Source organism: Streptomyces sp. NPDC028907 (assembly GCF_055564995.1).
This window is the reverse complement of record NZ_JBVHVE010000022.1, coordinates 60,928-72,384: the sequence shown is the minus strand read 5'-3', so window position 1 is coordinate 72,384 and position 11,457 is coordinate 60,928. Positions and strand designations below refer to the sequence as shown.

Genomic DNA, 11,457 nt, shown 5'->3' with positions numbered 1-11,457 from the left:
GACTGGTTTCGCTCCACAGAGCGTCACAGCGGTCGTGATGGGTACGTACTCGGTGAAGGCCAGGGGTGGTTGACAACCACCCGGAACCTGGTGACGGACCCGGGCGTCTTAGCCACCGACGATCGTGCCCCATCCTCCCGTGGCGGAGGCGAAGAGAAATACGCGCGACGGCAAACGCCATACTTCGCCACCCCACGCACGTGCTTTTGATGGACGACGTATGGACGAGGCTGCCGCTGAAGCAGCCAACGCTCGGCCCATAGGGGATCCCCTTGCTCGCGGCAGGGGTGTGATGCGCCTACAGGTACGCACAGTGAAGTGATCGACACATGGTGTGATGTGACCACGGTGTTGCCAGCGGTGCAACGGAAAGGAACGAGCGCTCATGCGCGAGATCCTCGGAAGGCGACGCAGGCTTCTGCGCGGCGACGGGAAGTCTGAGTTGATCAGCGCGGCCCTGACCTTCGCGACGGAATGGCGCTGGCCCGTACTCCCGGGCGTGACGACGCACCCGCAGGGACACTCCCGCTGCGGCTGCCCCGACCCTGACTGCACGGTGCCCGGCGCGCACCCCTTCGATCCCGGACTCCTCGCGGCCTCGACCGACGAGCGCATGGTGCGCTGGTGGTGGGCCAACCGGCCGACGGCGCCGATCATCCTCGCCACCGGCGGTACGGCGCCCTGCGCGGTCAGCCTGCCCGCCCTGCCGGCCGCGCACGCTCTCACCGCACTCGACCGCATGGGCATGCGCCTCGGCCCGGTCGTCGCCTCGCCCGCCCGCTGGTCGATCCTGGTGAAGCCGTACTCCATGGAACAGCTGGGCGAACTGCTGTACGCCAAGGACTTCGTCCCCGGCTCCCTGCGCTTCCACGGCGAAGGCGGCTACATCGCCCTCCCTCCGTCCGAGACCGGCCAGGGCCCCATCACCTGGCAGCGCGCCCCCCTCCCCGGCTCGGCCTCCCCGTGGGTGCCCGATGTCGAGGCCGTGGTCGACGCCGTGGTCGAGGCCCTCACTCGTACGGGTGTGAGCGCGCCCGAGTTGTAGGGCCATCCGGCGTGCGCGGAACGGCACATGCCCGTGCGGTCGTTACATTCCGCTGTATGCCGCGTCATACCAGGGGAAATAGGGCACCGTCGTCGCATCGCCGCGGGCCGAACCACCGAAGAGTCCGTCTGATCGCCCTCGCGTCCGTCGCGGCGGCCGCGGTCGCCCTGCCACTGGCCTGGGCGGCCGCCGGCCAGGTCGTCGACGCGGGCCGGGCCGCCGTGGGGGCAAGCGATCGAGAGGCCGTACGGCCCTCCTCGCCCGCCCCGAAGGGCGGCGCCGTTCGTCCGTCGCCGCGCGGCGACGCCAAGGCGCCCTCCGCCGACCCGACCGGCACCGCGCTGCTGCTCGACCTCGGCCTGTCCACCGCCGTGCGCTGCGGTCCCGAACTCACCTCACCCGAGGGCATCGAGGCGCAGACCTGTGTCCTCACCCAGGGCGAGGAGACCTGGGCGCGCACGTACTTCCGCAATGCGACGGGCGGTGCGCTGGACTCCGTGCTGAGCCTCATGGGGCCCGGGGGGCGCACGCTTCAGATGCGCTGCGTCGTGGGCGCCGAGGACGAGCCGGGAACGTGCGAGACGCCTCGGGAGCGCACTCGCGGAGGCTCGGACGCCTATACGGCGGTCACGGAGTTCGCGGAGCGGGCCGGGCGCGGGGCGCTGCTGCTGCGTTCCGCGAGCAACGCCGAGCGGGACAATTCCGAGGAGTCCTAGGGCCGTTGACATGTGGCGCCGTTCCGTAAAGGAACGTGCACATGGAAAGACCCGGTTGCTGGCGACGGGGGATGCACCAGCAACCGGGCTAATGGAACGGTAACAAGAGATCGGCGGTTCGCAAATTCGATCCGGGCTTTCCAGTCACGGATTCCCTTGCTCCGCATGGGAGTTGTGATCGGATTCACCCTCTCGGCGCGGGCCGGTTCGGCTGAACGGCCGTTCAGCCGAACCCGATCTCCGCGGCGCGTGTCAGCTGAGCGTGACCTGCCGGTTGGTCAGGCCGCCCCGCGCGCGACGCTCGTCAGGAGTGAGCGGGGCGTTAGTGGCGAGGGCGGTCGCGAGGCGCTCGGCGAACTCGGCCGCCGGCTTCTCCACATCCTCGGCGCCGACACCGCTCGGCAGGTCCCAGACCGGCACGGTGAGGCCGTGGGCGCGGAAGGAGCCCACGAGACGGGTGCCCTCGCCGAGGCTCGACTTCCCCGCCGCGTGCAGCCGCGCGAGGGCGTCCAGAAGCTGCTCCTCGGAGTGCGGCATGACCCAGCGCAGGTGGTTCTTCTCCGGCGTCTCGCACCAGTACGCGGCGTCCACGCCGGTCAGCTTCACGGTCGGGATGGCCGCGGCGTTGGCCCGCTCCAGGGAGGCGGTCACCTCCGGAGTGGCGTTCTCCGCGTCCGGGACCCAGAACTCGAAGCCCGAGTGCACAACTGGCTCGAACGCGCCTTCGGGATCGAGTAGATCCTGCAGCCGCGGACCGTCGGCCGGGGCGCGCCGGCCCTGGACCGGGGTGCCGGGCTTCGCGGTGAGCGCCTGCTGGAGCGTGTCGGCGAGGTCGCGGCTGATGTCGCCGGACGCCGTGTCGTTCTGAAGGCCGAGCAGCACCGAGCCGTCGTCGCGGCGCAGGGCCGGCCAGGCCATCGGCAGCACCGTGGCCAGCGTGACGGACGGGACGCCCTCGGGGAGGCCGCCCTTCAGGGGCAGTTCGACGGTGGCGGCGGGCACCAGCTCGCGCAGCGCCACCCAGTCGCACTCGCCGGGCAGTCCCTCGAACGGGCGCTGCACCAGCTCGGTCACCGCGTGCGCGGCGGCCCGGCCGTGACAGGCCTTGTAGCGCCGGCCGCTGCCGCAGGGGCAGGGTTCGCGCGCGCCGACCACCGGGATCTCTGCGTCGCTGAGCTGCGGGCGCTTGGCCTTGGTCTGGGGTCGCTTCTTGGCCATCGTGGGTGTCTCCCGGTTACGGCTCGTCTCGTACGGGCGCGAGCCTAGCCGTTCACGCCATCGTCGACGGGAGCCTGTGGACAACCCACGGGTCGTGCCGGAAACGGTGGTTCGGCAACCGGGTGCCCTTCAGTCCAGGTTGTCGAAGGCGTCCGCGAAGTCGAGGCCGGATATCGCGCTCACCGCCGGTGCCGCGACGCGCGTAGCGAAGTCGGTGCGACGATGCCCCGCGTCGGGATCGTGAACGTCGTCATGGACCACGACCCAGACCGTGACCTCGCCCCGGGCGTCGTCCCGGACACCCCAGTCGTCGGCCAGGGCGGTGATGATGTTCAGCCCGCGGCCGCCGTGTGCGGTGACCGAGGGCGTGGCCGGAGCAGGGCGAGTGGGTCCGCCGCCGTCCGTCACCTCCACGGTGAGCCTGCCGCTCGCGTCCACCCGCCATTCGGCCCGGACGTCGCCGTCCCCGGCCAGTGCGTCACCCAGTGGTCGGCCGTGTTTGCACGCGTTGCTCAAGAGTTCGGAAAGAATCAGTACGGCATCGTCGATGACCGATTCCGCCACGCCACCCCTGCGCAACTGTGAGCGCATACGGTGTCTCGCTTCCCTCACGCCCGCAGGGCCATGGGGTACGGCCATGCTCGACGACGTGGGCACCTCCTGTGCCACCACCAACGCCACCCCCGAGACCTCCTTTGCCCCACGCCACGGTGTGGATGCCCCATTGGCCTGTACCGGAAACCGGCCAATCAAGGTCCGGTGACGCATTCGCAACGATCGAACACGGAACGAACGCGCCGGAGCACACCCTGTAATCGGGATGGCTGAAATCCGTCGGTGTGGCTGAGAGTGGAGGATGGGCCTGGAGGGGCTCAGGGGTCAATAGGTTGCGCAGGGATTGGTGAGGTTTCAGTGGTTTCCAAGTGCACGCTTTGCCTGAGACCCGCCTTTGAGCACCCCACGCGCGCGTGTGTCAGCGGCCGAGCTGGTGCAGCACCGCGCGCGGCCGGTTGGTGATGATGGCGTCGACGCCCAGTTCGACGCAGAGGTCGACGTCCTGGGGCTCGTTCACGGTCCAGACGTGCACCTGGTGGCCGGCTCGCTTCAGGCGCTCCACATACGCGGGGTGGCTGCGCACGATCCGGATCGAGGGGCCCGCGATGTCCACGCCCGCGGGCAGCCGCCCGTCCCGCAGCCGCGGTGAGACGAACTGCATCAGATAGACCGTCGGCAGCGTCGGCGAGGCGGCACGCACGCGATGCAGCGAGCGGGCGGAGAAACTCATGACGCGCACAGGGGAGTCGGAGGCCGTGGGGGGCGCGTCGAGCCCGAAGCGCTTCAGCAGAACCAGCAGCCGTTCCTCGACCTGCCCCGCCCACCGGGTCGGATGCTTGGTCTCGATCGCCAACTCCACCCGCCGCCCCGCGTCCGCGACGAGCTCCAGCAGCCGTTCCAGGGTGAGTACGGAGGTGTCCTCCGGGTCCTCCGGCCGGAACTCCCAGTCGGGCTCCTCGGCCCGGTTCTTCCACGAGTCACGGTTCTTGCGGGAGCCGAAGTCCAGGGCGGCGAGCTCGGCGAGCTCCAGTGCGGAGACCGCGCCGCGGCCGTTGGACGTACGGTTGACCCGGCGGTCGTGGACGCAGACGAGATGGCCGTCCGCGGTGAGGCGTACATCGCACTCAAGGGCGTCCGCACCGTCCTCGATCGCCTTCTTGTACGCGGCCAGGGTGTGCTCAGGAGCGTCTTCGGAGGCTCCGCGATGGGCGACGACTTGGATCTGGTGCTGCCGTGCGTGGGTCACCGCGTCATGGTGCCACCGCACAGGGGTAGACGTGCGAGCGGAGAAGGTACGAGGACACTGAGATTGTGCCTTTTTGGTCGCACATGACCTATGTAAGGAGTGGCCGTGGACGCACAGCAACCGCTTATGGTGCTCTGACGGCCCGTGGGAAAAGCTGACCGCATACACAAAGGCATGCACAGCTGAGCGCACCGGCCGTGGACAAGCGTGAACGGGCGTGACCGAGTGCGACCGAAAAAACCAGCCGTGGATCGAGGAGAGAAGCTGTGAGCACCGAGAACGAGGGCGCCGCGGTACCCCCGGCCCCGTCCGCACCCCCCGTGCCGGTCGACGTTCCTGCTGCTCCGGCGCCCCAGGAGCCCTCCGCTCCCGAGGCCGGTGCCGCCCCGACCACCCCGCTGCCGCCGATGCCGAGCGACGCACCGGCGAACGCGAACGGCGCCCAGCCGCACGGCGCCGAGCCCCACGGCGCCGAGGCGCCGGCCAGCGGATCGCAGCCGACGCACGCCGCGCCCGCCTCGAACGGAGCCCAGCCGACCGCTCCGGCCGGCCCGACCGCGTCGCAGGGCTCGCCCCCCGACGCCTCCTGGCCGCCCCCGCCGCCGCCCGGCACGCCGCCGTACGCCGATGCCGGTGCCCCCGCGGGTGCCGGTGCCGGTATGGGCGCCGCGGGCATGGGCGCCGCCGGTATGGGCGGAGCGGGAGCGGGTGGAGCCGGTGCGGGGCCGGGCTGGGGCGCGACGTACCAGCAGCCGGAGCCGAAGTCCGGCCGCGGGCGCGGTGGCCTGCTCGCCGCGGTGCTCATCGCCGCGCTGGTCGCGGGCGGCCTGGGCGGCGGCCTCGGCTACACGCTGGCCAAGAACGACAACACCTCCTCGACGACCGTCTCCGCCTCGGACAGCGGTGGCTCGCTCAAGCGTGACCCGGGCACCGTCGCGGGCGTGGCCGCCACGGCGCTGCCGAGCACCGTCACCATCCAGGCCGAGAGCAGCGCGGGCGAGGGCGGGACCGGCACGGGCTTCGTCTTCGACAGGGAGGGCCACATCCTCACCAACAACCACGTGGTGGCCGACGCGGTCGACGGCGGCAAGCTGACGGCGACCTTCCCGAACGGCAAGAAGTACGACGCCGAGGTCGTCGGCCACGCTCAGGGCTACGACGTCGCGGTGATCAAGCTCAAGGACGCCCCGCGGGATCTCAAGCCGCTGACGCTCGGCGACTCCGACAAGGTGGCGGTCGGCGACTCGACCATCGCGATCGGCGCCCCGTTCGGCCTCTCCAACACGGTCACCACGGGCATCATCAGCGCCAAGAACCGCCCGGTCGCCTCCAGCGACGGCACCGGCAGCAACGCGTCCTACATGAGCGCCCTCCAGACCGATGCCTCGATCAACCCCGGCAACTCCGGCGGCCCGCTGCTGGACGCCCAGGGCAATGTGATCGGCATCAACTCCGCGATCCAGTCCGCCGCCAACGGCCTCGGCGGCACCAGCCAGTCCGGCTCGATCGGCCTCGGCTTCGCCATCCCGGTCAACCAGGCCAAGTACGTCGCCCAGCAGCTGATCAAGACCGGTAAGCCGGTCTATGCCAAGATCGGCGCCTCCGTCTCCCTGGAGGACACCACCGACGGCGCCAAGATCATCGAGCAGCGCACCAGCGGCTCGGACGCGGTCGAGGCGGGCGGCCCCGCCGACAAGGCCGGCCTCAAGCCCGGCGACGTCATCACCAAGCTCGACGACACGGTGATCGACTCCGGCCCCACCCTCATCGGCGAGATCTGGACCCACCAGCCCGGCGACAAGGTCACGATCACCTACGAACGAGGCGGCCAGACCCGCACCGTCGACGTCACCCTGGGCGCCCGCACGGGCGATAGCTGACCCGACCGCCCACGCGCGCGTACGGTCCGGCTTCGACAAGAGGGGATCACCATCCCCGTACAGCGGGCGAGGCCGGTAGTCTGTACGCGCTCCGCCCCTGGTGGGCCGGGGCGAGGTGGGTTGCCCGAGCGGCCTAAGGGAACGGTCTTGAAAACCGTCGTGGCAGCGATGTCACCGTGGGTTCAAATCCCACACCCACCGCCAGGCGAAACGGCCCCTGACCAGGTAAATCGGTCGGGGGCCGCTCTCGTGCGCGCAGTCCGTCAACCACCGTGGTTCCCCGTCAGTACCGGTCGATCGGGCACGGCAGGGGCAGGTACCTCTGATCACCCACTGAGATCCTCGTCGCGATGTCGCGGCCTGCGGTCGCAGCCGCGCCGACTCTCCCATGCTGCGAGCCCGCGCGTAGGTCATCGACCATGGAGGGCTGGCAGCATCTTCACCATCATCAGACACGGTGTCCCTGGCCACAGATCGTTCGTCTCCTCGATCGGGACGAATCCGATAGCCCGGTAGAACACCCTCGTGAGCGAGTACCCGCTGTCAGGATGCGAAGGCCCCAGAGTCTTCACATGCAGCATCCGACAACCGTCCGTCTGCAACTTCGCCTCCACCGCACTGACAAGTGCCGCCCCGATGCCCCGCCGGTGCCAGTCCGGGGCTACCGCCATCAGGTGGATCTCTGCCGCCTCCGCAAAGTGCCGCCGATGCAGCAGGATCCCGACCGGCTCGCCGTCTGAGCTGCGGGCAAGGACTCCGGGCAGAGTACGAGCCGACTCCACGTACTGCGCGTTCGCTTCCGGTCTACCGAACCATGCCGGGAGTTGGTCGAGCAGCCTGGCGGTGATCGTCGCCAGTTCGGTAGAAGCCACCACATGCGAGACCTGGAACGCCGCATCCTCCTGCATCTCGCGATCATGGCAGCCTTCCTCAACCCCGTACATCTGATTTCACGCGGCCCGCGAGCAGGCTCCCCCATGGCAACCCCTGATCTTCGAGTTTGCCGAAGACGGCATCATGCCTTCACCACCCCTCACCCCAGCTCCCCGCGCACGCCACAACTCGGCCGGCATTCCCACGCGACCTCGGCCACCACTCACCGCGACAACGCGACAAGCAGTCCGGAAGGCCCCTGACCAGCGGAATCGGACGGGGTCTTCGGCGTCAGCGGCTGTGACCGAACCGATCAGGACTTCTTCGCGGCAGTCCGCTTCGTGGTTCTGCCTGCACCGGCGCGTGACCCCCCGGCACTGGCGGCCGCGCTCTTGCGCCTGCCTCCGGCTTTCTCCGTGCCCCGGGCCTTCTCCGTGCCCTCGGACGTCCGGGACGCCGTGGACCGGGTTTCCGGCGAGATCGACCACTTGAGCTCGATCTCCAGCTCGATCTCCAGCTCGATCTCCCCGTCACCGACCTCGACCTCGATTTCGCTGTGCAGGTCGGAGGGGACCCGGAGGCTCAGCTTCCACGGTTCGAGCTCCAGCTCGGCATCCCCGCCCTGTCGCAACGCGGCCGCGAGCGCCGTGAGCTGGTCAGCCGCCTCAAGGCGTGACAGCGAGCGCTTCTGCTCAAACTTGAGGTCCGTCATGGCCTCTCCGATCCAGCATGCGAACAGCTGACATTCATATTCTGGAGCGAGTAGGCAAATGGGACATCTCGGTCCCTGTGTGGTCGTCAGTGAGGTCGTCAGTGGCCGTCAGTGGGGACGGCCCAGTGCGGGCGGCTCAGCGTGGACGGCTCAGCGCTCCGGCCGAGTCCGCAGCAGCAGCCGTAGCTGCCCGATCTCCGCGACGTTCTTCATCAGTTCGGCGTTCACCCAGCCGATCATGTGGGCGAGGGTGTACTGGGGGTCGTTCGGCGAGGGGAACTGGGCCTCGGCGTCCAGGGCCGTGTCGGCGTCGAGCGCGTCCAGAGCGGCCAGCCAGTCCGTGCGCAGGTCGCGCAGCCAGGCGACGGTCGACTCGCCGTCGCCGGGCCAGGTGACGGCGGTGCGCTCCCGGGGCGGGCGGCCGTGCAGATGGTCGGCGGCCACGCTCCACCACCAGCCGATGTGCCAGCTCACCCAGGCGATCGTGGGCACGGGGACGGGGTCGGGCTCGGTGTCCGCCCAGTCCGGCACCCAGGAGCCGTCGGCGGCCTGACGCACCGTCCAGCAGAGCGGCCCGGGTTCCCACAGGAAGTCCTCGGGCCGCAGCCGTTCCAGGTGGTACTCGAACAACGCCCAGGTCAGGTCGAACTGCCAGCGCAGCAGATCACGTCGGGAAGCGCTCATCGGCCGAGCCTGGCACAGGGGCTCCCTTCCGGGGCAAGCCGATTTTTCTGCGCCCCGGCCGGTTCCAGTACGGCCGGTTCCGGGTACCGCCTTGAGCCCGGCGCCCTCAGAACTCGTAGTCCCGCGCCAAACCCTCCCAGTCCACACCCCGCAGCGTCTCCTCCGCGTCCCAGCCGTCCGGCACGCGCGCGGTGGGCTGGAACCAGACGATCGTGAGGGCGGAGCGGCGCAGGGCCGGGTCGTGGCCGCGGTCGAGGGCCGTGGAGTGGAAGGCGCCGACACACGCCACGGCGGGCAGCATCTCGACCGGACCGAACACGCCGGCGTACTGGTCGGGATACTCGCGCGGCGGCGGCACGAGGTGCACCGGCACGGAAGGGTGGGCGCGCGCCGCGGCGCGGACGAGGCCCTTGATCTTCAGGTCGTTGACCGGTTTGCACGGGTAGCCCTCCGGCGTCCCGAGCATGCCGAGCATGCCGCCGTACGTCGCGGACAGCCGCAGCTCGGAGAGGTCGAGCGAGCGGCCGGAGGCGAGGACGACGCGGGCCAGCGACATGGTCGGCGCCTTTGGGCGGTGGTGCATCGTGCTCCCGTGCGATTTCAAGCCCCCGTCGGGCGTCTGGCGTCGGCGCCCGTCAGGGCCGGTGCCCCGTCATCCGCGCCGCCGACGTGATCGTCGCGCGGGCCTCGCGTTCGGTCAGGCCGGTGTTGAGTGCCGCCTCGACCAGGGGGTCGACGAGCGCGGGGCCGATGCCGTCCTCGTAGGCGCGGCAGGCGGCCCAGAACAGGCGGGTGTTGCGCTGGCCCTCGTGCGCGGCGAGCACGAACTGGACGAGCCCCTGGCCGTGGCCACCGGCCGAGGGAGGCGTGAAGTGGTGCGTGCGGGGCGGAGGGAGCAGAAGGCGCAGGAGGGCGCGCGGACAGGGCGCGGGGCCGATGTGGGAGGTGCCGGGGGCAGTGCTGTAGACGCCGTGGTCGGTGCGGGAGCCGGGGCCGACGAGGTAGCCGCCCGCGCCGCGGATGTCGATGCCGGGTGCGAGGCGGCCCGCCGAGTTGGGGACGACGGCTTCCGGCGGGCCGGTCAGCCAGAGGTGGCGGCCGCCGCTCGGGGTCAGGACGACGACTGTGGGCGGAATCGTGAACAGGTGGCGCAGGGCCAGTTCACGCAGGGCGGCGGAGGCGTCCGTACCCGATTTGGTGTCGAGGTCGATGCCGATGAGGTGGTGCGGGGGCAGGCCGCAGGCGATGCCGTAGCCCGTGGCCCAGGGGGCTGCGGCGAAGAGTTCGCGGATGCGGGCGGGGTCGGTGGAGGCGTCGTAGACCCCGTGTCCGAAGCGGCCGCACTCGCCGTGGCAGGGGGCTGGGTCGGGGTCGTCGCGGTGCGGGGAACGCAGGGCCGGGAGCTTCGTCCGGGACAGGGGGATGACGGCCAGTCCGCGCTCGGCGGCTGACAGGGCGTGTGCGAGGGCCAGCGTCGTGGCCTGCCGGTCGGTGGTGGCCATGCCTCTATGTTCGTACGAGTGTTCGAAAAAGGGAAGAGGTGACGGGTGTGACCTGGCGCCGACGCGCCGGTCCTTGGTGCATGGCCGGAAGGGTGCCGGAACCTTTCCCCTCTTGGGGCGCTTGGGTGGAACTGTCCGTCCTGCCCTGACGTGAGCGTCGGAAGTGGCGAAAGGGGTTTATCGACTTGTCATCACGCTTCAGGGCGAATAGGGGCTTCCGGGGTGGTTCGCCGGGGATTCGGTGGGCAACTCTGATCTCGCGACGTCGTGCAGAACTCCGAGGCGGTCGGCCAACTGCCTTGGAAAGCGCAGTACTTCATGCACCACCAATGCGTCCGGCGGGGAGCCTGGGCGCACCTGTTCTGGAGGAACAACATGGCAAGCATCCGTACCGCCCGCGTCATCGCCGCCGTCTCCGCCCTCCCGTTGGCCGCCGTCCTGTTCGCCGGCGTCGCGACGGCGGACAACGGTGCCATCGCGGACGACGGATCCAGCGCGGCCGTCACGAACGCCGCGCAGGGCCTCATCGGCAGCGGGGTCGGCGGCGACAACTACGGCAACTCGGCCACCACGCAGCAGCAGGCGACCGGCTCGGGCGCCTCGAACCAGAGCAACACCGCCCAGGTCAACGGCTCCGCCTTCACGGCGGTCAACCAGGGCAACGACAACACGTCCGTCAACTTCACGCCTCTCTGGTGGTGAGCTGAGGGGGCCGGTGTCCGGTGCTCAGCACCGGCCTCCTCGGATTTGTGCGGGGTGTGCTCTGTGGGGTGTAACGCGTCGGCGCGGCGGTACTTCGGTACCGCCGCGCAGGCGTTTTTCTACTGCCTTCTACCGCTTCCACTGCTTCTACTGCCTTCCGCTGCCTCCCCTGTCTTCCGCTGCCTTCCTCTGCTTTCCACTGCCTTCCGCTGCTCTTCGCCGCCTTGACAGTGCGCCATATCTGACGGACAGTCAGAAATCTTCGTGGACCCGGGAAAAATCGTGGGAACCGGATCGGCGTGCGTGGTGTACCAGAAGTGTCAG

12 protein-coding genes and 1 tRNA gene are annotated in these 11,457 nt (G+C 70.0%); 5 read left to right on the top strand and 8 right to left on the bottom strand.

The window, feature by feature from the left end; all coding sequences use genetic code 11:
• The first annotated feature begins 385 nt into the window (after window positions 1–385).
• Both ACZ4UU_RS41530 and ACZ4UU_RS41525 read left to right on the top strand, forming a co-directional pair.
• Complete coding sequence (locus ACZ4UU_RS41530; protein ID WP_471908624.1) at window positions 386–1,045, top strand: bifunctional DNA primase/polymerase; 660 nt, start codon at window positions 386–388, stop codon at window positions 1,043–1,045.
• A gap of 56 nt (window positions 1,046–1,101) precedes the next feature.
• Window positions 1,102–1,761: a hypothetical protein gene (locus tag ACZ4UU_RS41525; protein WP_471908623.1), complete on the top strand. Its 660-nt coding sequence runs from the start codon at window positions 1,102–1,104 to the stop codon at window positions 1,759–1,761.
• A 252-nt stretch (window positions 1,762–2,013) separates the two neighbouring features.
• Here ACZ4UU_RS41525 and ACZ4UU_RS41520 read toward each other — a convergent pair whose 3' ends face one another.
• The 3 genes from ACZ4UU_RS41520 to ACZ4UU_RS41510 all read right to left on the bottom strand — a co-directional run bounded on the left by ACZ4UU_RS41520 (window position 2,014) and on the right by ACZ4UU_RS41510 (window position 4,780).
• On the bottom strand, window positions 2,014–2,979 hold the full coding sequence (locus ACZ4UU_RS41520) for a DUF5926 family protein (protein WP_471908622.1): 966 nt from the start codon (window positions 2,977–2,979) through the stop codon (window positions 2,014–2,016).
• A 129-nt stretch (window positions 2,980–3,108) separates the two neighbouring features.
• Window positions 3,109–3,747: an ATP-binding protein gene (locus tag ACZ4UU_RS41515; RefSeq protein WP_471908621.1), complete on the bottom strand. Its 639-nt coding sequence runs from the start codon at window positions 3,745–3,747 to the stop codon at window positions 3,109–3,111.
• Window positions 3,748–3,952: 205 nt separating this feature from the next.
• Window positions 3,953–4,780, bottom strand: coding sequence for a glycerophosphodiester phosphodiesterase (locus ACZ4UU_RS41510; protein ID WP_471908620.1), 828 nt, complete (start codon window positions 4,778–4,780; stop codon window positions 3,953–3,955).
• Window positions 4,781–5,046: 266 nt separating this feature from the next.
• Between ACZ4UU_RS41510 and ACZ4UU_RS41505 the strand changes: the two genes are divergently transcribed.
• Together ACZ4UU_RS41505 and ACZ4UU_RS41500 are read left to right on the top strand one after the other, a co-directional pair.
• The gene (locus tag ACZ4UU_RS41505) at window positions 5,047–6,660 is read left to right on the top strand and encodes a S1C family serine protease (protein ID WP_471908619.1); all 1,614 of its coding nucleotides are present in this window, start codon (window positions 5,047–5,049) and stop codon (window positions 6,658–6,660) included.
• A gap of 114 nt (window positions 6,661–6,774) precedes the next feature.
• Window positions 6,775–6,864: transfer RNA gene (locus ACZ4UU_RS41500), tRNA-Ser, on the top strand.
• 206 nt (window positions 6,865–7,070) lie between these two features.
• Here the strand turns inward: ACZ4UU_RS41500 and ACZ4UU_RS41495 are convergent.
• The 5 genes from ACZ4UU_RS41495 to ACZ4UU_RS41475 all read right to left on the bottom strand — a co-directional run bounded on the left by ACZ4UU_RS41495 (window position 7,071) and on the right by ACZ4UU_RS41475 (window position 10,431).
• On the bottom strand, window positions 7,071–7,568 hold the full coding sequence (locus ACZ4UU_RS41495) for a GNAT family N-acetyltransferase (protein ID WP_471908618.1): 498 nt from the start codon (window positions 7,566–7,568) through the stop codon (window positions 7,071–7,073).
• A 278-nt stretch (window positions 7,569–7,846) separates the two neighbouring features.
• A complete protein-coding gene (locus ACZ4UU_RS41490) occupies window positions 7,847–8,245 on the bottom strand; it encodes an amphi-Trp domain-containing protein (RefSeq protein ID WP_471908617.1) in 399 nt (132 codons plus the stop codon).
• A 150-nt stretch (window positions 8,246–8,395) separates the two neighbouring features.
• Window positions 8,396–8,929, bottom strand: a complete 534-nt coding sequence (locus ACZ4UU_RS41485) for a DinB family protein (RefSeq protein WP_471908616.1) — start codon at window positions 8,927–8,929, stop codon at window positions 8,396–8,398.
• Between the two features lie 106 nt (window positions 8,930–9,035).
• The gene (locus tag ACZ4UU_RS41480) at window positions 9,036–9,512 is read right to left on the bottom strand and encodes a hypothetical protein (RefSeq protein ID WP_471908615.1); all 477 of its coding nucleotides are present in this window, start codon (window positions 9,510–9,512) and stop codon (window positions 9,036–9,038) included.
• A gap of 52 nt (window positions 9,513–9,564) precedes the next feature.
• A complete protein-coding gene (locus ACZ4UU_RS41475) occupies window positions 9,565–10,431 on the bottom strand; it encodes a bifunctional DNA primase/polymerase (protein WP_471908614.1) in 867 nt (288 codons plus the stop codon).
• 375 nt (window positions 10,432–10,806) lie between these two features.
• On the opposite strand from ACZ4UU_RS41475, the gene ACZ4UU_RS41470 reads away from it, so the two are divergent.
• Window positions 10,807–11,133 (top strand): hypothetical protein, encoded by a 327-nt coding sequence (locus ACZ4UU_RS41470; protein ID WP_471908613.1) that lies wholly within the window; start codon window positions 10,807–10,809, stop codon window positions 11,131–11,133.
• The last annotated feature ends 324 nt before the right edge of the window (window positions 11,134–11,457 follow it).

Bases quoted from the DNA above. Each gene is read 5' to 3' on its own strand.
- ACZ4UU_RS41530 (WP_471908624.1), top strand. From the start codon at position 386: ATGCGCGAGATCCTCGGAAGGCGACGCAGGCTTCTGCGCGGCGACGGG.
- ACZ4UU_RS41525 (WP_471908623.1), top strand. From the start codon at position 1,102: ATGCCGCGTCATACCAGGGGAAATAGGGCACCGTCGTCGCATCGCCGC.
- ACZ4UU_RS41520 (WP_471908622.1), bottom strand. From the start codon at position 2,979: ATGGCCAAGAAGCGACCCCAGACCAAGGCCAAGCGCCCGCAGCTCAGC.
- ACZ4UU_RS41515 (WP_471908621.1), bottom strand. From the start codon at position 3,747: ATGCGTCACCGGACCTTGATTGGCCGGTTTCCGGTACAGGCCAATGGG.
- ACZ4UU_RS41495 (WP_471908618.1), bottom strand. From the start codon at position 7,568: ATGCAGGAGGATGCGGCGTTCCAGGTCTCGCATGTGGTGGCTTCTACC.
- ACZ4UU_RS41490 (WP_471908617.1), bottom strand. From the start codon at position 8,245: ATGACGGACCTCAAGTTTGAGCAGAAGCGCTCGCTGTCACGCCTTGAG.
- ACZ4UU_RS41485 (WP_471908616.1), bottom strand. From the start codon at position 8,929: ATGAGCGCTTCCCGACGTGATCTGCTGCGCTGGCAGTTCGACCTGACC.
- ACZ4UU_RS41480 (WP_471908615.1), bottom strand. From the start codon at position 9,512: ATGCACCACCGCCCAAAGGCGCCGACCATGTCGCTGGCCCGCGTCGTC.
- ACZ4UU_RS41475 (WP_471908614.1), bottom strand. From the start codon at position 10,431: ATGGCCACCACCGACCGGCAGGCCACGACGCTGGCCCTCGCACACGCC.
- ACZ4UU_RS41470 (WP_471908613.1), top strand. From the start codon at position 10,807: ATGGCAAGCATCCGTACCGCCCGCGTCATCGCCGCCGTCTCCGCCCTC.